The organism is Yimella sp. cx-51 (assembly GCF_017654605.1).
Taxonomy (GTDB): Bacteria; Actinomycetota; Actinomycetes; order Actinomycetales; family Dermatophilaceae; genus Yimella.
This window is the reverse complement of record NZ_CP072113.1, coordinates 1028067-1051991: the sequence shown is the minus strand read 5'-3', so window position 1 is coordinate 1051991 and position 23925 is coordinate 1028067. Positions and strand designations below refer to the sequence as shown.

Here is a 23925-nt window from a genome sequence, read left to right as displayed (position 1 = left end):
CAAGACTAAACGGTCGGCGCTCGGAGTCCGACCTCCTCACCCTTCGCAGGCGTCGATCACCGCACGGATCAGTCCAGCAGCAGCCGGTGGGTCCAACGGTTGACCGTCAGCAGAGGTGACGTAGAAGGTGTCGAGCGTCTGGCCGGCGTAGGTCGCCACGTACGCCGAACGCACCACGAAACCGGCCGTGGTGAACGCGATGCCGATGTCGCGCAGCAAGCCCGGACGGTCTGGACTGCGCACTTCGATGACGGTCGCGGTCTGCGAGGCGCCGGGGACGACCGTGGCCCTGGCCGGCGGTGCTCCGATCGGACGCGCGGCCGGAGGTCTCAGTGCCAGTGACCGCAGCGGCCTATCATCACCCCGGGCGAGTTGGGTGAGTCCGCGGCTGAGCTCGTCCTCGCCGGGCAGATCACCCGAGGACGCCTCGATCTGCCAGGTGTTGATCGCCATCCCGTCGACCGTGGTCACCCGAGCGGCACGCACGACGACGCCGTGGGTGGCGAGCAGCCCGGCGGAGTCGGCGAACAGACCCCGGCGATCGCGCTCCACGAGCAGCACCTGTGCCCCGGTGGCGGTGGCGGTCACGCGCACGAAGGGTTCGCCCCGCTGCAGCGCCGGCAAGGCATCGGCCACAAGTTCGTTGTGACCAGGCTCGCGCCGCACCGGTGAGGTCCGCTGCGACACCTTCGCCGTCGCGCGGCGGGTGAGTTCATCAACCAAACCCCTTCGCCAGGTGGTCCAGGCTTTCGGGCCGGCTGCGAGCGCGTCCGCCTCAGTCAGGGTGCGCAGCTGCTCGAGCAGGTCGAGCCGTCCATCGACCGCCGCGAGCAGAGATTCCACCGTGGCCTCATCGTCGGGATCGCGTCGGGTGGCCAGGTCGACCAGGGTGAGGTGCTCACGCACGAGCAGCTCGACGATGTCGACATCAGCTGCGTCCAGACCCATACGGCGCGCGATCGACGCCGCCACCGGCGCTCCCTCGAGCGCGTGGTCGAGAGCACCGGCGACCTTGCCGATGTCGTGCACCAGCGCCGCGAGCAACAGCAGGTCGAGGCGCGCGACCTCGGAGGCTCGCTTGCAACACTCGACGACCGTCTCGATGGAATGCCGGTCGACGGTGAAACGGTGGACGGAATTGCGCTGCGGACGGCTGCGCACGGCGTCCCACTCGGGGAGCCACACCGAGACCACACCGGCGAGATCGAGTGCCTCCCACACCGGCACCAGGCCGGGACCACTGGCCAGCAGGTCGAGGAAGGCGTCACGCAGGTCATCGGGCCAAGGACTCGTCAGCGGGCTGAGCTCGCGGCGCAGATTGTCGATCGTGACCGGCGAGAGCGGCAGGTTCGCACGAGCAGCCGCCTTCGCCGCGCGCATCAACAGCCGATGGTCCGAGCCCACGGGTCGGTGCTTCGGCCCGAGCACCACTTCCCCGTCGTGCTCGTAGAGGCCATGGCCGAGCGGCGTCAAGAGTGGACGTCGTGGACCCACCCGTAGCGTGCGGGCCCGTTGGCTCTGTGAGGCCCGCCGCAGCGTGCCGTCGAGGGCGAAAGTGACCTGTCGGGCCGCGGTGACGACATTGGCGAGCAGGGCGTCGCTGTCCGGGAAGCCGAGCAGCGCCGCGACGGCGTCCTGATCGTCCAGGTGCAAGCGCTCGCGGCCACGCCCGGTCACCAGGTGCAGGGCATCTCGGACATCCAGCAGGGTGGAATGGGCTGCGTCGACCGCTCCCCGGGGCCGGTCGGCCAGCCACGACATCGCGAGGGCATTGAGCACGGTCATGTCGCGCAGCCCTCCCCTGGCCTCCTTGAGGTCGGGATCGAGCGCGGTGGTCAGATCGCCGACGCGCTCGTGCCGTTGTTTCAGGCTCTCGATGAGTTCGGGCATCCGGGTGCGCAGATTGGACCGCCAGTCGTGGCCGATGCTGTGGCGCACTCCGGCCACCAACACCTCGTCGCCGGCGATCAGGTCGATGTCGAGCATCCCGATCGCCGCGGCCAGATCTTCGGAGGCCACGGTTCGGCACTCGCCGAGCGTTCGGACGCTGTGATCGAGCCGAATACCGCTGTCCCACAACGGATACCACAGCGAGTCGGCGAGTTCGGCGATGTCCTTGTCGGTGAACGTCCGGCCGTCATGCAGAAGGATCAGGTCGTAGTCGCTGAGCGGCCCGGCATCGCGACGACTGAGGCTGCCGACCGCCGCCAGCGCGACACCCTCGCGGCCGCGCGCACTGCGCGAGCCGAGGACGTCGTCCCACAACTGGGTGAGCACCGTGTGCGAGTGCGCTGCCAACCGTGCGCGTCGTTCTTGACCGGCCCCGGGGCGGGTGAATGAACGGGTGTCAGCCAGATCCAGGCGTTGCGCAGCGTGGTCCACGGTCACATCTTCCTCCCCTGCTGCACGTGCGGCCGCTGCGGCTTCGATCGGACGCTTTCGATCACAAACCGGACGCAAAACCTACGTTCCGTCACCGAAAACGTGTGTTCTGCGTCCGGTTTGTGGCTACTTGTCCCCACCGAGTCTGCTCACAGCGCGGCCTCACCCCGCTCTCCGGTGCGCACCCTGATGACATCCTCCACCGGCATGATCCACACCTTGCCGTCCCCGATGCGTCCGGTCTGAGCGGCTTTGACGATCACATCCGCGACGCTGCGGGCGTCCAGGTCGTCGACAATCACCTCGATCCGCACCTTGGCGACGAAGTCGACGGTGTATTCGGCGCCGCGGTAAACCTCACTGTGGCCGCGCTGGCGTCCGTAGCCGCTGGATTCACTGACGGTCATTCCCGCGATGCCGTATGCCTCGAGGGCTTCCTTCACCTCGTCCAGCTTGAACGGTTTGATGACGGCGGTGATGAGCTTCATGCCTTCGCCCCTTTGCGGGAGATCTCGTGGTGGTGCCGTGCGTCGTGCTCGGGCTTGCTCTGACCGATGTGTTTGCTGCCGCCGAATCCGACCAGATCGTAAGCGGATTCGGCGTGTTCAGCGGTGTCGATTCCGGCGATCTCGTCGTCGGCGTCGATCCGCCAACCCATCGTCGCCTTGAGCGCGTACCCGATTCCTGCGGTAAGGATCGCGGTGTAGGTCAGCGCAACCAACGCGATGACCACTTGCACCACCAGTTGCCTCCACTCGCCGTAGGCGAGACCGGTGCCGCGCGCGAAGATGCCGAGCGAGATCGTGCCCCAGAGGCCGGCCACGAGGTGCACCCCGACAACGTCGAGCGAGTCGTCAAGACCGAAGCGGTACTTGAGCCCGACGGCCACTGCGGCGAGCCCACCAGCGACGAGCCCGACTCCGATGGCGCCGACTGGTGTCACGTTGCCGCATGCAGGTGTGATGGCTACCAGGCCGGCGACCACACCAGATGCTGCTCCGACGGAGGTCATGTGCCCTTCGCGTCTCTTCTCCACCACGAGCCAGCCCATCATCGCCGCGCAGGTCGCAGCCGTCGTGTTGACCCAGGCGAGAGCGGCGGACTCGTTCGCGCCGAGTGCCGAACCGGCGTTGAAGCCGAACCAGCCAAACCACAGAATGCCCGAGCCGAGCATCACGAGTGGGACGTTGTGCGGGCGCATCGGGGTGCGTCCGAACCCGATTCGCTTGCCCAGCAACAGCGCCAACACCAGTCCGGCGATACCGGCATTGATGTGGACGACGGTGCCGCCGGCGAAGTCGATGGGCGCCACGGTCGCGGCGTCATCTGTTGTGCCGAACATCCTGGCCGCGAGGCCGTCGGACGAGGCCGACAGGAGCCCACCACCCCACACCATGTGGGCCAGGGGGAAGTAGACGAGGGTCACGAAGAGTCCGCAGAAGACCAGCCAGGTGCTGAACTTCGCTCGGTCGGCGATAGCGCCGCTGATGAGCGCGACGGTGATCACCGCGAAGGTCAACTGGAAGCCGGCGAAGACCAGGGTGGGGATGCCATCACCCATGATCGTGCTGCTCGCTCCCGGCTCCCCCGGCAGCATGCCTTTCAGCCCGAAGAACTCGAACGGCCCGGCGATGACACCGCCGATGTCGTGACTACCGAACGACATCGAGTAGCCGAACAGCACGTACAGGATGCCGACGACCCCCATGGCGCCGAATGACATCATCATCATGTTGAGCGCGCTCTTGGCGCGACCCAGACCGCCGTAGAAGAGCGCAAGGCCCGGGATGGTCATGAACAACACCAGCGAGGCTGAGACCAACAACCACGCGGTGTTGCCCGAGTCGAGCGCGATCGGTGGTCCTTCTGCTGTCAGTGCAGTGTGAATACTCATGAGCAGGAACTCTGCGCCGTTGCCGTTTCGCTTCACGCCTCGTTGTGTTTCATGCGTGTGACAAAAGTCCTCGGCCGGTAAACAACCGGTTTCGGCCCGCTACGTGCTCCGCACTCGATAATGGCTCGCATGCTGGTTTCCGCCGTCCGTCACAAGGCTGCCCTCCAATTGCGGGCCCGGACCGCCGGCGACGACCCGACCGGACGCGCACGGGCGATCTGGGGGTCGCCGGGCGAACGACGCTTCACGCCGACTGATCCGATCTGGCGGGTGCACTCCAACGGGACGATGTTCCTCGCCGGCATCCGAGCGCTGCTCCTGCAGTCTCTGCACCCAGTGGCGATGGCCGGTGTCGCGCAGAACTCCACCTATCGCGACGATCCGTGGGCGCGCCTGCAGCAGATCAGCGGGTTCATCTCGTACACGACCTACGGCTCTATCCCGGACGCCGACCGGCTGATGGCCCGGGTGTCGAAGGTGCACTCACGGATCGCGGGCGTCGCACCGAACGGTCGCGCCTACCGAGCCTCCGACGGCGACCTGCTGCTGTGGGTGCACTGCGCCGAGATCGAGAGCTTCTTGGACGTCCATCAGCGCTGGTCACGCACTCCGCTCACTCGCGCCGAGGCCGACCACTATGTCGAGCAGACCCAGGTGGCGGCCCTGGGTATCGGTGTGCCCGATCCGCCGAAAACCGTTGCGGGCCTTCATGATTGCCTCGCCGCGTACCGGCCGGCGCTGGAAGGCTCCACCGAAGCGCTGGACGTCGCGCGTTACCTACGCAAGCCAACCGGGCTCAGCGGCGCCAGCCTGCTCTCGTACGCCGGCCTCTATCGCGGCGCCGTCGCAACCTTGCCCGAATATGCCCGTCGGATGCTTGACCTCGACCTGCCCGCGCCCGCTCATCAAGCAGCCCTGCTCGCCGGACGTGCAGCGGTCCGATCCATCCAGTGGGTGCTGGACGATCCGCTCATCCAGGACGACCGCCGCACCTTCAAACAGTTGTAAAACGCACGGAACCACTCTCTGCTCCGCCTTCAGCCGTCCGCCTCCGCCCCTGATTGAGCTGTCCGCCCCCGTCTCCGGCCGGACAACCCACCGCCGGTGACCCAGCCGCACTTGTCGTCACTGACTGAGCCGTCCGCCCCCGTCGCCGGCCGGACAACCCACCGCCGCTGATTGAGCCGTCCGCGAGGTACGAGCGGACGAGTAGAAATCCGCCGAAACAGCTCGACAACGCCCATTGGCAAAGGTGCGAAAACCATTGCTTTGCAGCATTATTCACACCTCCGCGGTCGACACCCTCGCCAAACAACTGCACGCCGATCCCGCGAACGCCGGCAAGACGATGGGCGAATGCCGCGCCGACGCGTTACTGCAACTGGTCATGGCGAACGTGACGTGCCATATCCAGCTCACCCAGCTCGGACACGCCACATCACCGCCGGGCTGCGCTCAGTGCGGCCCGGCCGGGCAGACCCAGAAACCACAGCACGACAGCGCGGGTGGTGCCGCTCCGAACGACGTATCTCAGTGGCACACACACGATCAGCCCGGCCACAGCACTCCCGCCAGCCACGCTTCGGAGCCGCACGCTGCCTGCTTCACAGGGGATGACTGTGCCGATCGGGAGGTCGACCTCGACCAGATCGTGGACGACTTCGACCTGGCCGCCTACCTGGACGACTGGTGCGCCCGCGCAGCCGTGCCCGGCAGCCTCGAACACGCCGCCGCCGACATGGACCGCCAGGAATCCCTCGACCAGGAGACCGCGAACGCCCACCAGTACGACGCCCAAGCCTTCGAGGCATGGTTCGCACTCATCGCCGACGCAGCCGCTGAGCTGGCGTTCGCGCCGTTCGGTGTCACCGCCGCTGACTGTGAACATGTGACGGAATCGGATAACCTCGGCGGATTTCGACAACTCGCTCGTCCCTCGCGAGTGCTCAACCACCGCGAATCCTCAGCTACGCCTGGACCCGGCCAGCACGACGCTTTCCTGCGGGTGCTCAATGACCGCGAAGACTCGGTCACCCACAAACCCCACCAGCACGACGGTTCCTCGCGGGTGCTCGATCACCGCGAAGACTCGGCCACGCAAGAACCCGACCAGCGCGACGCTTTCCCGCGGGAACTCAATGACCGCGAAGCCTCAGCCACGCAAGAACCCGACCAACGCGCCGCTTCCACGCAAGGCGCCGACCACTGGGAAAGCGCCGCTGGACCGAATGGGTTGGCGCACCGGGTCGGATTCATCCCCACCGACCAACTCGACGCTCTCCTGGCCAGGCGCCGCGCGACCGTCCGCCACGCCTACTTCGAACCCGCTCTCGGCGCTGACGGGGGCATGGGTCACCGGCTCGTCGGAGTCAGCGGCGCAACCCAAGTCGGCTTCACCGAGGCAACTCTCGCTGCACTGACCCGATTCGCTGCGTCCAGCGAACGCGCAGCTGGCCGTACCCCGGAGCTAGAGGTCACGGCCGACACCCGCTCGCCGGCCTACCGGGTTCCGGCCCACATCCGGCGCTTCGTCGAACTCCGCGACCAACACTGCCGATACCCCGGCTGCAACCGGGGGGCGAAGTACTGCGAAGCCGACCACATCATCCCCTGGGGCACACCCGGCGGCCACACCACGCCCACCAACCTGCAACTGCTGTGCAAACGGCACCACCGGGTGAAGACCGCGAAGAGGTGGAGCGTCACCATGACCCGCGACGGCGACTGCACCTGGACCTCGCCCACCGGCAGCGTCCACATCACCCGACCCAGCCTGATCCTCAGCTAACCGGCGAAGGAGATCGCTCGGCCACGGCTCGCTTGATCCGTCCGCCTGACCCTCACGCAACTGATGGTTCGAGCGGGGGAAGCGGCGTGCACCCACCAAAGTCGCACCGCCCCGCGACCTGCATAAGTCGCCTCGCGTCGACGTCCTGTGCCTAACGGACTGCTCAGTCGAGGACGGCGTCCACAAAGGCCTTGGCGTCGAAGGGTGCGAGGTCGTCGGCACCTTCGCCGAGGCCGACGAGCTTCACCGGCACACCGAGTTCGCGCTGGACAAGCACGACGATTCCGCCCTTGGCGGTGCCGTCGAGCTTGGTGAGAACAACTCCGGTGATGTTGACGGCCTGGGCGAAGACTTCTGCCTGGCGCATGCCGTTCTGGCCGGTCGTCGCATCGAGCACGAGTAGACACTCGTCGATGGGGCTCTGCTTCTCGATGACTCGCTTGACCTTCGCCAGCTCGTCCATCAGGCCGACCTTGTTGTGCAGACGGCCGGCGGTGTCGATCAGGACGACGTCGGCTTCTTCCTCCATGCCTGCCTTCACCGCATCGAACGCAACGGCGGCAGGGTCAGCGCCTTCCTTGTCGGAGCGCACGGTAGCAACGCCGACGCGTGCTCCCCACGTCTCGAGTTGGTCGGCGGCGGCGGCGCGGAAGGTGTCGGCGGCTCCGAGAAGCACTTCCTTGTCTTCGGCCACCAGCACTCGGGCTAGCTTGCCGACCGTGGTGGTCTTGCCGGTGCCGTTGACACCGACCACCATCACGACGGCGGGTCGGTCGCCCTGGCGGCTGGCAGCGATGCGACGGTCCATGTCGGGGTTGACCAGGGCGAGGAGTTCTTCGTGCAGCCACGTCTCGAGTTGCTCCGGCGTCGCGGAGCCCTCGACCTTGACCCGCTTCTTGAGGTTGTCGACCAGTTCGGTGGTGGCCTCGACGCCGAGGTCAGCGCCAAGGAGGGTGTCCTCGACTTCTTCCCAGACCGTCTCATCGAGCGTGCCGGACGACAGGATTCCCAGCAGTCCCTTGCCCATGGAGTTGTTGGACGCCGCGAGCCGCGAACGCAGTCGGGTCATCCGGCCGCGAGCCGACTCCGGCTGTTCGAGCGCAGGCTCCAGCGGTTCGACGATCACCGGCTCGGCGGGCGGCTCCTGGACGGCGGTGCTGCCCTTGTTCTCGACCGCAGGCGCCGTGGGAGACACGACAGGTGCCTCGTCGCGTTCGTCCATGTCGGCCGGCGGAGCAGTGGGCGGCGCGGCACCCTTGCTGGTGTCGATCGTCGCCGTGCTGCTCGGCCTGTAGGTGTTGGCACCGCGTTGCGGCGCGTCCTTGGCGGCCGGCGGCGGTGTCTGCGGCGGCAGTTCCTTGGTCTTGCCCCCGCGGCCGCGCAGGAACGCGAGCGCGAACCCGAGGGCGCCGAGGACGACGACGGTGATGACGACTAGGAATTCCCAGATCTGATCCACGCCCCCATCATGACAAACGGGACCGACGTCGCGTCGGTCCCGTTCAGGGTGAGTGGGCGTCGGAGATGACGCCGCAGGTCAGGAGGTACTGGAGCGCTCGCGCTTCACGGTGCTCACGACCGAATCTGTGGCGCCCTTGGCCCGCACGGTCACCTTGTCGGTGGTCTGCGAGACCGAGCTGACGACCTTCTCGCCCCGTTCGGTGAGCAACGGCCGTCCCTGACGGCGCGCCGGCACGGCGACCATGCCGAGAACAGCAGACGCGAGAGCGACACCGACGACGAGAGCGAGGATCAGCCAGAGCATGTGCTCAGTGTCTCTGACGGTCTGGATTCCGACCAACTCGAAACGCCAGAAAACGGTGACATTTCGGTGATTTTTGGGTGATCGTGAGCAAGATCTCAGCCAATCGCCGGTGAACGATCAGCTTGCAGCCGAATCGGGCCTCACATCGCTCATCCGTTGACTCACCACATTGGTCACGCCATCGCCCCGCATCGAGACGCCGTAGAGCGCGTCGGCGACCTCCATCGTCCGCTTCTGGTGGGTGATGACGATGAGCTGGCTGGAGTCGCGCAACTCCTCGAAGAGAGTGATCAACCGGCCGAGGTTGGCATCGTCAAGGGCGGCCTCGACCTCGTCCATGATGTAGAAGGGGCTGGGGCGTGCCTTGAAGATCGACACCAGCAGCGCGACCGCCACCAGCGAGCGCTCCCCACCGGAAAGCAGCGACAGCCGCTTGATCTTCTTGCCGGGCGGGCGGGCCTCCACCTCGAGCCCGGTCGTCAGCATGTTGTCGGGGTCGGTCAGCGTGAGTCGCCCCTCGCCTCCGGGGAACAGCCGGGAGAAGACGCCCTCGAATTCACGCGCGGTGTCCTCGAACGCACTGGCGAAGGCTTCTTCGACGCGCCGGTCGACCTCGTCGACGATGTCGAGCAGATCGCGCTTGGAGTTGCGCAGGTCTTCGAGTTGTTCGATGAGGAACTTGTGACGCTCCTCCAGCGCCGCGAACTCCTCCAACGCGAGCGGGTTGACCCGTCCGAGTTGACCGAGCTTGCGTTCGGCCGAGCGAAGCCGCTTTTCCTGCACGTCGCGCACGAAGGCGGTGGGCTCAGGAAGGTTGTCGGGGTCGTCGTCCGGACCCGGGATGTGCGGAATCGGTTGATGCGGGCCGAACTCCTCGACCAGCACCTCGGGATCGATACCCAATTCTTCGATCGCCTTGGTCTGCATCGCTTCGATCCGCAGGCGCTGCTGCGCCCTGGCCACTTCGTCGCGGTGCACGGTGTCGGTCAGCACCCGCAACTCCTCGTTGATCGCGCTGACGTCCTTGCGGTGCTGGGTCAGCGCCTGGTCTCGGACGGTGCGGGCCCGGTCGGCTTCAGCACGACGTGCGGCCGCGATCGACAGCACCTGGGCGACATGTCCGGCCAATTCACCGGCTGCCGTGTTGACGGTGCGGGCCGTGGCGATCTCGCGGGCCCGCTTCTCCCGGCGCAGCCGCGCCTTCTCGCGTGCTTCCAACTCCGAGCGGGCTGCAGCTTCGAGCCCATCGGCACGCCCTGCGAGCGAGCGGGCCTGCTCCTCCTTGGTGCGCAACGACAACCGGACGTCCGTCTCCCGGCTACGAGCCGCAGCGGCTTCCGCGGCGAGCCGGTCGCGTTCGTCCGTCGTCGGTTCGGCTTCTTCGGGAGCCGCCTGCGCGTCCGCGAGGCGCTGCTCCAGCGCTTGGAGTTCAGTGCGCGCGGTCTGGAGGTTCTGCTCCACCCCCGACCGGCCGGAGGTGAGTCGCTCGTGCTCCGCGCGTGCGCTTCGCAGGTTGTGCCCGAGTTGGCTGAGTTGTTCAGCGACCGATGACATGCGCGCGTCGGAGGCGTTGAGTTGCTCCAGGGCAGCATCAAGCTCGACCTGGACTGCCTCGACGGCTACGCGTGCCTTCTCGACCGCGAACTGGGCCTGCTGACCCTGTCGGGTTGCTTCCTCCACTCGGGCTCGGCTCTCGTCCACAGCGGCCTGGATCTCCAGCAGCGACGGAGCAGCGGCCGATCCGCCTCGCACATAACCCGGCGCGAAGACATCACCCTCAGGCGTGACCGCGATGACCGAGGAGTGTTGAGCGACAAGGCTCTTGGCCGATTCGTCGTCCCCAACAAGGGCGACACCGGCCAGGAGATCGCCCACCGAGTGCAACAAGTCGTCCGGCGCATCGACGACCTCGTGGGCCCAGCGGGCACTCTCTGGCAGCTCCGGCACAGCACGGGTGTCTGACCCCGGCCGAGAGCCGGCCACCACCAGGGTCGCCCGGCCCGCGTCGTCAGCGCGCAGTCGGCCGAGCGCGGCGGCTCCAGCGTCGAGGTCGTCGACGACCACGGCGTCGGCAGCCCAGCCGAGGGCCGCTGCAATCGCTGCTTCGTGACCCGGTTGTACGCGCAGGAGCTCGGTCAGGGAGCCCCGCACTCCGGCACGCTGCTCGTGCTCCAAAAGGTGAGCAGCGCCGTCCTTGCGGGTCAGGCTGATCTCCAGTGCCTCCACCCGGGCTTGGTGGTTGGAGCGTTCCCTTTCGGCGGCAGCGAGTTGTTCCTTGGCTGCCTCCCACTCTCCGCGCACCTTCTCCATCCGGGCTTCGGCGTCGTCGTAAAGGGCGTCGAGGCCCTCTTCGCCTTCCTCGTCCTGCGCGATGGTCGATTCGAGCGCCCGGTGTTCTTTCTCGATGGACGCAACGCGGGCGGCGATCTCGTCGGCAGTTGTACTCATGCGGCCCAGCTCCGCCTCGCCGGCGTCGATGCGGCTGCGGCGGGCGGCCACCTGCCCCTCCAACTTCGCCAGGCCCTCGCGGCGATCGGCGGCGGCCCGGGCGAGCTTGGTGAGGCGCTGCTGCTCGGCGTTGTGCGCGTTCTCCAGGTCGTGCTTGCGCTGCACCGCTTCCTGCAGGGCCGCCTTCGCCTGGTCGATCTGGTCGTTCAGCCGCTGGAGCTCTTCGCGGGCCTGCACCGCCTGGGCACGCAACTTCTCCGGGTCACGACCTGAACCGGCCTGCTGCTCGTGTGCCTCGTCGTCGGCCATCAGGCGCACCCGTTCGGCCGACAGGCTCGCGGTGGCCTCGACCCGCTCCTTCAAGGACGACAGCGCGAACCACTGATCCTGGATGCGTGCCTGCTCAGGCGCCGCCTCACGCGCCTCGTTCTCCAGTTCGTCCAGCGTGCGTTGAGCTGTCGCGAGGCGTTCCTGCACCCGCTTCTGTTGCTCCAGCAGGGCCGTCTCGTCGGCGACTTCCTGTTCGAGGGTGGTGGTGAGCTGCACGAGGTCGTCGGCCAACAGTCGCAATCGCGCGTCGCGGACGTCGGCCTGGATCACCGATGCCTTGCGGGCCGTCTCCGCCTGCCGCCCCAGCGGACCCAGCTGCCTACGGATCTCGGTGGTGAGGTCGCCGACGCGGGTGAGGTTGCCCTCCATCTGCTCCAGCTTGCGCAGCGCGCGTTCCTTGCGCTTGCGGTGTTTCAGGACGCCAGCAGCTTCCTCGATGAACCCGCGTCGTTCCTCGGGAGTTGCTCGAAGCACTGTGTCGAGCTGCCCCTGCCCGACGATGACGTGCATCTCGCGGCCGATTCCGCTGTCGGAGAGCAGTTCCTGGATGTCGAGCAGTCGGCAACTGGTGCCATTGATGGAGTAGTCGGAGCCACCGCCCTTGAACATCGTGCGGGTGATCGTCACCTCGGTGTAGTCGATCGGCAACGCACCGTCGGTGTTGTCGATCGTCAGCGAGACCTCAGCGCGGCCCAGCGCCGGACGGTTGGGTGTGCCGGCAAAGATGACGTCTTCCATCTTCCCGCCGCGCAGACTCTTGGCGCCCTGCTCCCCCATCACCCAGGCGAGCGCGTCCACCACATTGCTCTTGCCGGAGCCGTTGGGCCCGACGATGCAGGTGATGCCTGGTTCCAGCTTCATCGTCGTCGCCGAGGCGAAGGACTTGAAGCCCTTCAGAGTGAGGCTCTTGACGTACACGAGTGGCGGTTCCTTGGGCTGGAGGGTGCGGTCAGTGCACCTTACCGGGGCGTACCCCGACTGCTCAGCTTCTCGCCGTCAGCACCAGCGGACCATCCGGAGTGACCGCGATCGTGTGTTCGCTGTGCGCCCCACGCGAGCCGTCGGCACTACGGAGGGTCCAACCGTCGTCGTCGGTGTAGATCTCGTCGGTGCTCTGCATCAACCAGGGCTCGATCGCAATGACCAGACCCGGCTGCAGCTTGAGCCCACGCCCAGCGCGACCGTTGTTGGGCACGTGCGGCTCGCCGTGCATGGTGCGACCGACTCCGTGACCGCCGAACTGGGTGTTCACCGTGTAACCGGCGGCGTGGCAGACCTGCGCGATGGCCGCCGAGATGTCGCCCAGGCGGTTACCCACCGTCGCAGCGGCGATGCCTGCAGCGAGCGCCTGCTCGGTCGTCTCGATCATCTTCAGATCCTGGGGACGCGCGGTGCCGACCACCAGCGACAAGGCGGAATCGCTCACCCAACCGTCCACGGACGCCGCGAAGTCGACCGACAACAGGTCACCGTCGGCCAGCACGTAATCGTGCGGGAGTCCGTGCAACACCGCGTCGTTGACACTGGTGCACAGCACCTTTCCGAAGGGACTGCCGCCGAAACTCGGGTGATAGTCGATGTAGCACGACTCACCACCAGCAGCACGAATCATCTTGTGCGCCAATGCATCCAGCTCGAGCAGGTTGACGCCGACAGCCGCCTTTTCCTGCAACGCAGTCAGCACTTCGGCCACCAACCGCCCGGCCGGACGCATGGCCTCCAGTTCCGAGGCCGACCTCAACTCGATCATTTCGCCAGCCATTCTGCGTAAGCATCGAAGGTGTAGGGACGGCCGAGGAAGTCTTCGACCAGATCTGCGGCGTCCTTGCGTCCGCCCATTCCGAGCACGCGATCGCGGTAGCGCGTGGCCACCTCCGGCGCGAAGAGGTCGTGCTCGTCGAACGCGCTGAACATGTCCTTGGCGATCACCAGCGACCACATGTAGGTGTAATACCCGGAGCTGTATCCGTCGAGGTGACCAAATGAGCAGTGGAAGTGACTGTCGGGCAGCGGCGGGAAAACGGAATACGTGCGCTGGGTCTGCTGCAGGTATTCGGTGATGTCTCTGGGCCGATCGACGTGCAAGCCCACGGAGACAGCGGCGTAGAACATCTGCGTGCGGGCCAGGAAGCCCTTGCCGAATTCGTCTGCTTCCTTCATCCGTGCGACGAGGTCGGCAGGGATCGGCTCACCCTTGTCGTTGGTGGCGAAGGACGCCAGCACGCTTGCGTCCCAGGCCCATTCCTCCAGCATCTGGCTGGGCGCCTCGACGAAGTCCCACTCCGTGGCCACGCCGGAGAAGCGCGACCACTTCTGCTGCTGTCCGCCGACCACGTGGTGCACGAGGTGACCGAACTCGTGGAAGAGCGTGACGACTTCGTCGTGCTCCATGAGCCCGCGGCTGAAGTTGCAGACCAGCACTCCCTCGGGCAGTTGCACCCCGTCGACACCGCTGACCAGCGTGAACTGCGCCGCGTGCTTGAACTTGCCTTCACGCGGGTGCAGGTCGAGGTAGATGCGGCCGATGCGCTCGCCGTCCTTGAGCACGTCGTAACCGGTCACTTCCTGGTGCCAGACCGGAGCGTCGGGCACAGCCCGCCATTCCAGGCCGAACAACCGACCTGTCACATCGAGCAACCCCTGGCGCACGTTGTCGAAGCGGAAGTAGGTGCGCGTCAGTTGGGCGTCGACGTCGTGTTGTTCCTTGCGGACGACCTCGCTGTAGTACGTCGTGTCGACAGCGGTGACGTCTTCGACGTCCGGGTGGTCCTGGTGCAGCCGATCGAGCAACACCTGCTTGTCAGCGAGAGCACGCTCAGTCGCGGCCTCGGTGATCTTGTCGATGAACGTGCGGATCTCCTTGCCGTCGCCGATCATCTTGACCTCGGCGTCGAAGTCGGCCCAGTTGTCGTAACCGAGTAACTCCGCGTGCTCCTGCCGAAGAGCGAAAAGCCGTTGCAGCACAGCGTCATTCGCCGGCCACGCGATGTTCTGGCGCTCGCGCACCATCGCCTCGCGCACCGAGCGGTCGGCGCAGAAGGTCATCAGCGGCACCGAGTCGGGATAGTCGGTCGTGACCGTCACCTGACCACCGTCCCCTGCCGGATGGGCATCGATCCAATCCTGCGGCATCCCGGCGAGCTGCTCGGGTCGCACGGTGATCAACCGGGTGCCCTCGCGGATGTTCTTGCCGAACTCCTGCCCGGCCTTCAACTCCTCCTGTGCCAACTCCCGCAGGCGTTCGCGGTCGGCCTCCGACTTGTCGACACCGGCGCGGCGGAAGTCGCGGCGGGTGAGCTCAAGCAGCCGCTGCGCGTCGGTGTCATCGCCCGGGTGTGCGGCGTCGAGGACGGCGAAGAGCTCACTGTCGAGACCGAGTTCGGTGGAGTAGGCGTCGACGCGCTGCATCGCCTCGTCCGCCGCTTCGCGCACGGCGGCGTCCGGGTGCACCTCGGAGAACAACGATGCCGCAGCCGCGGCATTACCGAGTTCGATCTGCACCGCGTTCCACGTGGCCAGCACGTCAGTCACCGGCCCCTGCTTGAGTCGTTCGACGAGCGACCGGGCGTCGTCGAGGCCGCCGTCACAGCGGTCGGTCAGCCATTCGAGGGCGTCGTGAGCGGGCAGCGCGAGCGGGGTGGGAGTCACCCGATCACCCTAACCGCGCGCCCCGACACCGGGCGCGCCACATCGCCTACTTCCAGGCTGCTGCGCCGTAGGTGTCGTCCTTGAACCGAACGCTCATGCCATCCACCCCGGCAAAGCCACGCGGCACCTGGAACTCCACCGTCTTGGTCGTGGCACCGCCGCCCTGATAGGCGATGATCGCGAAGAGAGACGGGCCACCGGTAATGGGATCGGGTGCAGCCGGACAGGTGCGAGCGCCGCTGTCGACCAGCGTCAGCGCCTTGGCGTAGAAGTTCACGAGGAAATCGCTGGTCAGCTTGAGCGGCACTTGGACGACGTCATGGTCCTCGTCCGGCTTGCCCTTTTTCAGCACCGGTTTGCTCACGGTGAGTGCGCCGACGGCCCGCCCCTGTTGGGTCAGCGTCGCAGGCTGGCCGAAAGCGATCGGACGCGCTGCAGTGGGGGCGGCTTGACCAGTGCAAGCGTTGGCAGCCGGCGCAGGAGCATCAGTCGCCCCGGACGCCGCAAAGACTGCCTGCGCCTTACCCGAGGCGTCCATCACGACGGCCCGCACCGTGGTCGCATCGACCCGAGCGGGTAACGCGAAGTCTCGCTTGTCGGTGCTCACCTTGCCGGGAACGACGATGGCGGTCAGCGCACCGGTGCTCCCTTCGCACAGTCGTCCCGCTTCGTCGACCAACTGCACGGTGGTGAGCGGGAACATCACCGTCGGCCCGCTGAGCGACTTGAGCGACACCGGCAGCGACACCGCGCCACTACCACCTTCAACCGGTTTGGCGATCCGAATGGCCATCGGCTGGTCCTTGACCGACACCTTCGCGGTGTTTCCCCAAGCCGTCGGAGCGGGCAGCGTGCCGACGGTTTCTCCTGTACACCGGTCGTCCGCCACGCTGCTGTTGGATGGCGCAGCGCCGGATTGATCCAGCGCGGAAGCGCGTGTTCCGTCGTCTGATCCGCCGCATCCGGCGAGCAGGGTCGCGCCTGCTGCGCACGCTACGAGCCCACGGACAGCCTTCTTGTTCCATCCCATGTCGTTCATCATGACAAACCGGGCTGACCATGGCACTCCTGACCAACGAAAGCATTCTGTACGGACCTGTCGCTACCACTAAGGGGAAGTAGGTAGCGTCGGCGTGCCTGCTTTTGGTCGGTTAGCTGCGCACGATCCGCGGACGTGGCTGGCAGACCGGGCACGAGAACGAACCACGGTTCATGAAGTTCTCGCGCACCATCAACGCGCCGCAGCGGCGGCATTCACGTCCGGCCCGGCCGTAGGCGTTGAGTGATCGGTCGAAGTAGCCGCTAGCGCCGTTGACGTTCACGTAGAGCGAATCGAAGCTGGTGCCGCCTTGACCGAGCGCCTCGCGCATCACCTGGGTGGCGTGGCCGAGCAGTTCGGTGGACGTCGCAGCCGTGACCTTGTCGGTGAGCCGCTCGCCGTGCAGCTTGGTGCGCCACAGGGCTTCGTCGGCGTAGATGTTGCCGATGCCGGAGACGAGCGTCTGATCGAGCAGTGCCCGTTTGATCTGCGTGTGCTTGCGGCGCATCCGGCGCACGGTGCCCCGCACATCGAAGACCGGCTCCAACGGATCCGGGGCTATGTGGCGAATCACGGTGGGTATCAACGCATCCGAATGTTCGTCCTGAGCCAAGGCGACGAGTTGGAGACCGCCGAAGGTGCGCTGATCGACGAAACGTAACTGCCGTTCGTCGTCGAGGTCGAACATCGCGTGGCAGTGCTTCTCGCGGGGAGCGTCAGGCTCCTCCACTAACAGTTGGCCGCTCATGCCGAGGTGGACGACCAGTGCCTCGCCGTCGTCGAGGTCCATCCAGAGGTACTTACCGCGCCGGCGGGCCGCTTGCACCCGGACGCCGGTGAGCGCTGCACCGAGCGCAGCCGGGCCGGCTTCATGACGGCGCGCCACCCGAGCACCGAGGATCTCCGCCCGTTCGATGCGGCGGCCGACGACATGCTCGGCCACCCCACGGCGCACGACCTCGACCTCGGGCAGTTCAGGCAACCGTCGGCCCGTCCGGTGTCGGAGTCTGCTCCTTGAGCGCCTTCCAGGCGACTTCCGCAGCGATCTGTTCGGCGGCCTTCTTGTTGCGGCCGACCCCGGTGCCGAGCACTTCGCCACCCAGTAGCACCGAGGCGGTGAACACCTTGTCGTGGTCAGGACCTTCGTCAGTCACCGAATAGCTGGGCGCGCCGAGCGCACGCGTGGCGGCGAGTTCCTGCAGTGAGGTCTTCCAGTCCAGACCTGCGCCGAGACCGGAGGCCTGCCCGATCAACTCGTCGACGAGGTGGTGGACGAATCGCTCGCTGGGCTCCAGACCGCCACACAGGTAGACCGTGCCGATCACGGCCTCGACGGTGTCGGCCAGGATCGAATCCTTGTCGCGCCCACCGGTTGCCAACTCACCGCGTCCGAGAAGGATGTATCCGCCCAGATCGATCTGTCGGCCGACCCCGGCCAGCGCACGGGCGTTCACCACCGAGGCACGGAACTTCGCCAATTGCCCCTCGGGTAGGTCGGGGTGCAGGCGGTACAGAGCCTGGGTGACGACCAGGCCGAGCACAGCGTCGCCCAGGAACTCCTGGCGTTCGTTGTGCGGCAGGTTGCCGTTCTCGTAGGCGTACGAGCGATGGGTCAGGGCACGCAAAAGCAGCGGCTCGTCGATCACCGCACCACTGATCTGCGTCAGCAGGGTGGCGAGGGCACCGACGGGCCGCTGCGAAGCCTTCGCAGAGGCTGCCCTTTTCGACGAACTCACGTCGATCAGGCGTCTCAGGCCTGGTGCGAGGTCTGCTCCGCGGCGCTGTAGTGCCGACCCTTGTAGGTGCCGCACGAGGGGCACGCCATGTGAGCCTGCGCCGGGGCGCTGCAGTTGGGGCAGGTCGTGGTGGCGACCGGCGCAGCCTTCCAGTTCGCGCGACGCGAACGGGTGTTGGAGCGCGACATCTTCCGCTTCGGGACAGCCACGTCAGTTCCTCTTCTCGTTGTTCTCGGTCTCGTCGGTCAATCCGGCGAGCGCCGACCATCGGGGGTCGATCACATCATGGTGGTGCGTCGGGTCGTCCGCCAGGCGCGCTCCGCATTCGGAGCAAAGGCCCGGGCAGTCAGGTTGACACACCGGCTGGAACGGCAGTGTGGGCACTACCGCGTCACGCAACACAGGCTCCAGATCAGCGAGGTCGCCGTCCAGCGTCTGCAGGTCTTCGTCGTCGCCGGCCACCTCTTGGTGGTGGGCCGCACGATCGGCGTAGGCGAACAGCTCCTGAAACTCCACGTCCACTTCTTCGTGGACGGGATCCAGGCACCGCACGCAGGCACCGGTCGCCGTTGCCCGAGCCGAACCGGAGACCAGAACGCCCTCCATCACCGATTCGATCCGCAAGTCGAGCTCGATCGGCTCACCCTGCTTGATCTCGATCACGTCGTTGCCGAAGTGCTCCGGTGCCGCGACCTCACGGTCGATCTGAGCCATGTTTCCCGGTCGCCGACTCAGTTCCCGGGTGTCCAGGACGAGCGGGTTACGGGGATCGAGGTGCATGACTCTTCTGTGATCGTGGGGTGTTGGTGGTTCGGACCGGTCGTCGCGGACGACGCAGACCGACTCACAAGATTACCGGCCGGTGGCCGGATTCCCCAAACTCGCAGGCGACCTCAGTCGGACGCCGGACGCAGCCGCTCCACCAGCGGCGCCACGACCGGCTCGGGCACCATCGCCGAGACGTCCGCGCCGTGTTGGGCGCACACCCGGATGAGGGACGACGAGTAGTGCGACACCGCGGGGCTGGCAGCCAGGAACAAGGTCTCCACGCCGGTCATTTCGTGGTTCATCTGGGCCATCGGGAGTTCGTACCCGAAGTCGGTCTCGTTGCGAAGGCCCTTGATCATGGCCCCGGCATCGAGTTCGCGGCAGACATCGACGACGAGGCGGTTGCCGAAGGCCTGCGCACGCACATTGGGCAGGTGGGCAACGGAGGCTTCGATGAGTTCGACTCGCTCGGCGGGGCTGAACGTGCCCTGCTTGTCGGGGTTGTAGACGACCGCCACGACCACCTCGTCGAACAGCGCTGCGGCGCGGTTGATCACGTCGAGATGTCCCGCGGTGATCGGGTCGAACGAACCCGGGCAGACTGCCCGTCGCACGTCTTCAGTCATGTTGCCGCCACCTCATGCCGCATCGCCCTCGGGAACGTATTCAGCGAACCACACGGTGGTTTCCCCGTAACGCCTCGGCCCGATGACCAACACATCTCCGGGCCACATGGGTTCGGCCGACCGGGTGGAGCGCTCCACCACCAGCAGGGCGTCCTGCGCCAGCCAACCGCCGGCCAGGCGCTCCAACACCTGGGCGAGGTCGTGCTCGGACAGATCATAGGGCGGGTCGATGAGCACCAGATCGAACTCGCGGGCGACGAGGGCCCCGACCACTTTCTCGACAGATTCGCCTCGCACGGTCACCCCTGCAATACCGAGCTCGCGCACATTGCGCTGCAGCGCGGCCAACGCCTTGCGATCACGTTCGACCAGGGTCACCGACGCTGCGCCGCGGCTGGCGGCCTCGAGGCCGAGCGCTCCCGAACCGGCGTACAGGTCGAGCACATGCGCACCGGGGAGCGCGGCCATGTGCTCCAAGCGCGCGAAGAGCGCCTCGCGCACCCGCTCGCTCGTGGGGCGCGTGCCATCGCCCGGCGGCGTCGCCAGTCGTCGTCCACCGGCGGTGCCGGCGATGATGCGTGTCATTCAGCCTCGTTCCAGGAAGGCGACCTGGTCTTCATCCAAACGCTGGGTCATCAGCTCGGCAAGCGCGGGGTGAGTGCTCAGGGTCGGGTCGGCGGCGATCAGCTCGGCAGCATCGGCACGAGCCAGTTGGATCAGCTCGACATCCTTGGGGTGACTCAGCCGCAGGTGCTTCAGGCCGGTTCGCTTACCGGACTGGCTGGCACCCAAGATGTCGCCTTCGCTGCGCAACGACAGGTCGAGATCGGCCAACTCGAAGCCGTTGTTGGTGGCCGCGACGGCGCTCAACCGCTCCATCGTCTCCGGCTTGTCGGTGGCCGTGACGAGCAGACAGAGCCCTCCCCCACTGCCTCGGCCCACGCGTCCGCGCAGCTGATGCAGCTGGGAGATGCCGAAGCGGTCGGCGTCGAGGATCACCATCGCGGTGGCATTCGGGACGTCGACACCCACCTCGATGACGGTGGTGGAGACCAGCACGTCGACCTGACCCGCGGAGAACTCGCCCATCACGGCGTCCTTCTCCTCCGGCGTCATGCGTCCGTGCAGCATCTCGATCCGCAATCCGGCCAAGGCCGGCTCGGCACGCAATCGGTCAAGGGTCGCAACGACGGACGACAACTCCGGCTTGGCGGGCCTCTCCTGCGATGGCTGGTCGGACTCGTCGAGCGACCCGAACGACTCCAGGTCGTAATCGCCGTCAAGAGGTGCCTCGGGTTCGTCCTGGTCGCCGATCCGCGGACAGACCACGTAGGCCTGGTGCCCGGCTGCGACCTCCTCGGCCACCCGCTGCCAAGCCCGCTCGATCCACCCCGGTTTGGACGCAGGGACGACATGCGACACGATCGGCGCCCGCCCCGAGGGAAGCTGGGTGAGCTCGGAGGTGTCCATGTCGCCGAAAACCGTCATTGCGACAGTGCGTGGGATGGGTGTTGCGGTCATGACCAGCACGTGCGGCGGACGGGATGCTTTGCCCCGCAACGCATCTCGCTGTTCCACACCGAACCGGTGCTGTTCGTCGACCACCACGAGCCCGAGGTCGAAGAAGTTGACGGTGTCCTGGATGAGGGCGTGGGTGCCGATGACGATTCCGACCTCACCGGAGACGATGTCGAGCAGCACCTTCTCCTTGGCCTTCTTGCTCATCGAGCCGGTCAGCAGCGCCACCCGGGTGCCGAGTTCGTGCCCGCCGAGCAGCCCCCGCTCGGCCAGATCTCCCAGCATCGCGCGCATCGACCGGTCGTGCTGCTGAGCGAGCACCTCGGTGGGCGCGAGCAGCGCAGCCTGCGCCCCGGAGTCGATGGTGGCGAGCATCGCCCGCAACGCGACGATGGTCTTACCCGAACCCACCTCGCCCTGCAGCAGACGGTGCATCGGACGCGGCGCCGCCAGGTCGGCTGCGATCTGCTCACCCACCGCTTGCTGACCGGCGGTGAGTTCGAAGGGAAGGCGTTGATCGAAGCGCTCCAACAGACCGCCCTTGCTGGGCACCCGCGGGGTGGCTTCCAGCTTGTCGTATTCGGCGCGACGGGCCGCGAGCGCCGTCTGCACCACCAACGCCTCGTCGTAGCGCAATCGCCGTTTACCCCGCCCGATGTCTGCGCGTGAGGTCGGCAGGTGCACCATCCGGTAGGCCTGCTCCAGCGAGAGCAAGCGGTGACGCTCGCGAAGCTGCTCCGGCACCGGATCGGTGCCTTCCCACGACCCGAGCACCTGTTGCATCGCCTTGGTGATCGACAGATCGCTGGTGCGCGGCAGGGTGGCGTACGTGGGGATCAACCCGGACGCGTAGGCCGCGAGCGCGGATTCGTCGGCGACGGCGGTGTACTCGGGGTGCGCGAGTTGCAGTTGGTGGTTGTAGACCTGCATCTTGCCGCGGAACAACGCCGTCGCCCCGGGCCTCAGGTTGTACTCGTGACCACGGGCGTTGAAGAAGACGAGTTGGGCGTGGCGACCGTCGGCGTCCTCGATCGTGGCGTGCAACATCATGGTGCGCCGGTTACGCATCGGACGGGTGTCGGCGCGCACGACGGTGGCGACGAGCACCGCCATCTGCCCGACCTCGAACTCCGCGAGGCGCCCCGAAGCGTTCGCGTCGAGATAACGGCGCGGGATGAAATCGAGGAAGTCGCCGACCGTGTGGACGTCGCGGTTCTTGGCCAACTTGCCGGCGAAGGTCTTGTTGACGACCTTCTCCAACGGCGTGGAGCGTTCGACCTTCACTCCACACCGATCGCCAGGACGTACGGGCCACGACCTTCGACGATCGACACCTCCAGGTGGGGGTGGCTGCGGGTGAGACTGGCGCGGACGGTGTCGGCCAGAGCCGCCGGAGCCTTCTCACCGGGGATGAGGGTGACGATCTCGCGCTCGTGGTCGGCCAGCAGGGTCTGCACCACCTGCGCTGCAACCGGTAGGGCCTCTGCTCCGAAACCGATCACTTCACCGTCGATGCGCCCGACGACCGCACCCCTGGGGCAGTCGCCGACCGCCGTGCGCGGGTCGTTCGCAGCGATGCTGAGACTCCCGGTGGACAGATCAATGAGCGCGTCGTCGATGGCGGCGATCACCTCGTCGCCCGTGTGCTCCGGATGCGCCACGGCAAGAGCCGCGATGAACTCAGCGGGACCGGCAGCACCCGGCCGGATCACGCGGACTCCCCTGTCACGCAACGACTTCTCCAACAGGTCGCCGGTGTGACTGCTTCGCGCGCCATCGCAGACGAGGGCGACCGTCGGTAGTTCGGTGTCGCGTATGGCACGAACCGCCGCGGCGCGCGCGATCCGGCCTGCGTCGCCACCGATCACCATGCGCCCCTCACTCTTGGCGAGTTCGGCCAGCCCGGGTGATTCGGCGACCGCCACGATGAGGGTCTGGGCGTCGTGGTGCACCGGGATGGTGTGTCGCGTGATCATCTCGTCGGTGAAGCGGGTGACCTGGAAGCGTTGCGGTCGACCGGCCAGCACCCCGGCATTCAGGGCTGCGCTGACGTCGTCGACGTGGACGTGAACCGACCACGTATCAGGGCCTCCGGCCACCACCAAGGAATCGCCGATTCGGTCGAGTGCCGCCTTCAACCTGCTGACCCGCTCCTCGTCGGAATGGGTGAGCACGTACATCACTTCGTACGCAGGGCCGTCGACCGCGCCGTCGTGACAGGTGGTGATGACGTCGGCGGCGCTTGCCGTCAACCAAGCGGGTGCATCCGCCAGCGGACGCACCGGCCCACCGTCGCTGTCAATCACCCGCAACAAGGACGCCAGCACCAACACGTAACCCGCGCCGCCGGCGTCCACGACATTCGCCTGCCGCAGCGCCTCCAGTTGTTGGGTGGTGTTGACCAGCGCCAGCTCAGCCGCATGAACCGCTGCCTGCGCGACGTCTCGCACCGAACCGGTGGCCTGCACCGCCGCAGCGTCGGCGGCAGCACCCGCGACGGTCAGGATGGTGCCCTCCACCGGGATGTTGACCGCGCGCCATCCGTAGTCGCTCGCCCGGCGCAGGGCTTCGGCCAGACGTGGCGCGGAGACGGTGTCTTCCCCGGATTCGGCCAGCACCTCGGCGACGCCCCGGGCGAGCTGACTGAGGATCACCCCTGAATTTCCGCGCGCGGCCATCAGCGTTGCCTGCGCGAGATCACGCGCAGCCGCGGGTAGGTCGTCGGGCTCGGAGAAGGTCAGCGAGCCCATCGCGCCGTCGATGGTCATGAGCAGATTGGTTCCGGTGTCGGCGTCAGGCACCGGGAAGACGTTGAGCCGGTTGATGCGCTCGGCATAGGTGGCCAGATCGGCACGTGCGGCCACAACCCAACGACGTAGGGCGTCGAGGTCGAGGGTGGTCAGCGACATCTGTCATCCTTCGAGGTGGGGTCGCGCAAAGGTTAACTGCCGCGTCCGACATGGGCGTGACCAACCGCACATCA

Annotated in this window: 19 protein-coding genes; 2 read left to right on the top strand and 17 right to left on the bottom strand. The window is 66.8% G+C overall.

From position 1 onward, the window contains the following. Positions 1–36: 36 nt before the first annotated feature. From J5M86_RS04965 to J5M86_RS04955, 3 genes are all read right to left on the bottom strand, one after another. Positions 37–2382, bottom strand: coding sequence for a [protein-PII] uridylyltransferase (locus tag J5M86_RS04965; protein WP_244328488.1), 2346 nt, complete (start codon positions 2380–2382; stop codon positions 37–39). 149 nt (positions 2383–2531) lie between these two features. Continuing rightward, positions 2532–2870 (bottom strand): P-II family nitrogen regulator, encoded by a 339-nt coding sequence (locus J5M86_RS04960; protein WP_188060113.1) that lies wholly within the window; start codon positions 2868–2870, stop codon positions 2532–2534. Then, the gene (locus J5M86_RS04955; RefSeq protein ID WP_188060112.1) at positions 2867–4276 is read right to left on the bottom strand and encodes an ammonium transporter; all 1410 of its coding nucleotides are present in this window, start codon (positions 4274–4276) and stop codon (positions 2867–2869) included. The genes J5M86_RS04960 and J5M86_RS04955 overlap by 4 nt, the downstream gene beginning before the upstream one ends. A 129-nt stretch (positions 4277–4405) precedes the next feature. On the opposite strand from J5M86_RS04955, the gene J5M86_RS04950 reads away from it, so the two are divergent. After that, a complete protein-coding gene (locus tag J5M86_RS04950) occupies positions 4406–5284 on the top strand; it encodes an oxygenase MpaB family protein (RefSeq protein ID WP_208965106.1) in 879 nt (292 codons plus the stop codon). Positions 5285–5540: 256 nt separating this feature from the next. Beyond that, the gene (locus J5M86_RS04945; RefSeq protein WP_188060110.1) at positions 5541–7064 is read left to right on the top strand and encodes an HNH endonuclease signature motif containing protein; all 1524 of its coding nucleotides are present in this window, start codon (positions 5541–5543) and stop codon (positions 7062–7064) included. Between the two features lie 163 nt (positions 7065–7227). Here the strand turns inward: J5M86_RS04945 and ftsY are convergent, their stop codons facing one another. The 14 genes from ftsY to J5M86_RS04875 form a co-directional block, all read right to left on the bottom strand. Next, a complete protein-coding gene (ftsY, locus tag J5M86_RS04940) occupies positions 7228–8523 on the bottom strand; it encodes a signal recognition particle-docking protein FtsY (RefSeq protein ID WP_188060109.1) in 1296 nt (431 codons plus the stop codon). Between the two features lie 78 nt (positions 8524–8601). Then, positions 8602–8829, bottom strand: a complete 228-nt coding sequence (locus J5M86_RS04935) for a hypothetical protein (protein WP_188060108.1) — start codon at positions 8827–8829, stop codon at positions 8602–8604. A 117-nt stretch (positions 8830–8946) separates the two neighbouring features. Continuing rightward, entirely contained in the window at positions 8947–12525 is a 3579-nt protein-coding gene (smc, locus tag J5M86_RS04930) for a chromosome segregation protein SMC (protein ID WP_188060107.1), read from the bottom strand. 64 nt (positions 12526–12589) lie between these two features. After that, entirely contained in the window at positions 12590–13357 is a 768-nt protein-coding gene (gene map / locus J5M86_RS04925) for a type I methionyl aminopeptidase (RefSeq protein ID WP_188060106.1), read from the bottom strand. After that, positions 13354–15255, bottom strand: a complete 1902-nt coding sequence (locus tag J5M86_RS04920; RefSeq protein ID WP_188060105.1) for a M3 family metallopeptidase — start codon at positions 15253–15255, stop codon at positions 13354–13356. Before J5M86_RS04920 ends, map begins: the two co-directional genes overlap by 4 nt. Before the next feature lie 46 nt (positions 15256–15301). Beyond that, positions 15302–16048: a hypothetical protein gene (locus J5M86_RS04915; protein WP_188060104.1), complete on the bottom strand. Its 747-nt coding sequence runs from the start codon at positions 16046–16048 to the stop codon at positions 15302–15304. A 358-nt stretch (positions 16049–16406) separates the two neighbouring features. Beyond that, complete coding sequence (gene mutM / locus J5M86_RS04910) at positions 16407–17276, bottom strand: bifunctional DNA-formamidopyrimidine glycosylase/DNA-(apurinic or apyrimidinic site) lyase (protein ID WP_188060103.1); 870 nt, start codon at positions 17274–17276, stop codon at positions 16407–16409. Then, positions 17269–18030 carry a ribonuclease III gene (rnc, locus tag J5M86_RS04905; RefSeq protein ID WP_370587324.1) on the bottom strand — a complete coding sequence of 254 codons (762 nt, stop codon included), beginning with the start codon at positions 18028–18030 and terminating at the stop codon, positions 17269–17271. The genes mutM and rnc overlap by 8 nt, the downstream gene beginning before the upstream one ends. Positions 18031–18044: 14 nt before the next feature. Then, positions 18045–18239 (bottom strand): 50S ribosomal protein L32, encoded by a 195-nt coding sequence (rpmF, locus tag J5M86_RS04900; RefSeq protein ID WP_188060102.1) that lies wholly within the window; start codon positions 18237–18239, stop codon positions 18045–18047. Position 18240: 1 nt separating this feature from the next. Then, positions 18241–18744 carry a DUF177 domain-containing protein gene (locus J5M86_RS04895; protein WP_188060101.1) on the bottom strand — a complete coding sequence of 168 codons (504 nt, stop codon included), beginning with the start codon at positions 18742–18744 and terminating at the stop codon, positions 18241–18243. A 179-nt stretch (positions 18745–18923) separates the two neighbouring features. Beyond that, positions 18924–19424, bottom strand: a complete 501-nt coding sequence (coaD, locus tag J5M86_RS04890; RefSeq protein WP_188060100.1) for a pantetheine-phosphate adenylyltransferase — start codon at positions 19422–19424, stop codon at positions 18924–18926. Positions 19425–19436: 12 nt separating this feature from the next. Continuing rightward, entirely contained in the window at positions 19437–20009 is a 573-nt protein-coding gene (gene rsmD / locus J5M86_RS04885) for a 16S rRNA (guanine(966)-N(2))-methyltransferase RsmD (protein WP_188060099.1), read from the bottom strand. Next, the gene (locus J5M86_RS04880) at positions 20010–22226 is read right to left on the bottom strand and encodes an ATP-dependent DNA helicase RecG (protein WP_188060098.1); all 2217 of its coding nucleotides are present in this window, start codon (positions 22224–22226) and stop codon (positions 20010–20012) included. Then, positions 22223–23851: a DAK2 domain-containing protein gene (locus J5M86_RS04875; protein WP_188060097.1), complete on the bottom strand. Its 1629-nt coding sequence runs from the start codon at positions 23849–23851 to the stop codon at positions 22223–22225. The genes J5M86_RS04880 and J5M86_RS04875 overlap by 4 nt, the downstream gene beginning before the upstream one ends. Positions 23852–23925 lie beyond the last annotated feature (74 nt).

What these genes read in the sequence shown, in the direction of transcription:
- J5M86_RS04955 (WP_188060112.1), bottom strand. Translation starts at nt 4,276, where the DNA reads ATGAGTATTCACACTGCACTGACAGCAGAAGGACCACCGATCGCGCTC.
- J5M86_RS04950 (WP_208965106.1), top strand. Translation starts at nt 4,406, where the DNA reads ATGCTGGTTTCCGCCGTCCGTCACAAGGCTGCCCTCCAATTGCGGGCC.
- coaD (WP_188060100.1), bottom strand. Translation starts at nt 19,424, where the DNA reads ATGACTGAAGACGTGCGACGGGCAGTCTGCCCGGGTTCGTTCGACCCG.
- rsmD (WP_188060099.1), bottom strand. Translation starts at nt 20,009, where the DNA reads ATGACACGCATCATCGCCGGCACCGCCGGTGGACGACGACTGGCGACG.
- J5M86_RS04960 (WP_188060113.1), bottom strand. Translation starts at nt 2,870, where the DNA reads ATGAAGCTCATCACCGCCGTCATCAAACCGTTCAAGCTGGACGAGGTG.
- J5M86_RS04875 (WP_188060097.1), bottom strand. Translation starts at nt 23,851, where the DNA reads ATGTCGCTGACCACCCTCGACCTCGACGCCCTACGTCGTTGGGTTGTG.
- map (WP_188060106.1), bottom strand. Translation starts at nt 13,357, where the DNA reads ATGATCGAGTTGAGGTCGGCCTCGGAACTGGAGGCCATGCGTCCGGCC.
- J5M86_RS04895 (WP_188060101.1), bottom strand. Translation starts at nt 18,744, where the DNA reads ATGGCTCAGATCGACCGTGAGGTCGCGGCACCGGAGCACTTCGGCAAC.
- J5M86_RS04935 (WP_188060108.1), bottom strand. Translation starts at nt 8,829, where the DNA reads ATGCTCTGGCTGATCCTCGCTCTCGTCGTCGGTGTCGCTCTCGCGTCT.
- J5M86_RS04915 (WP_188060104.1), bottom strand. Translation starts at nt 16,048, where the DNA reads ATGGCCATTCGGATCGCCAAACCGGTTGAAGGTGGTAGTGGCGCGGTG.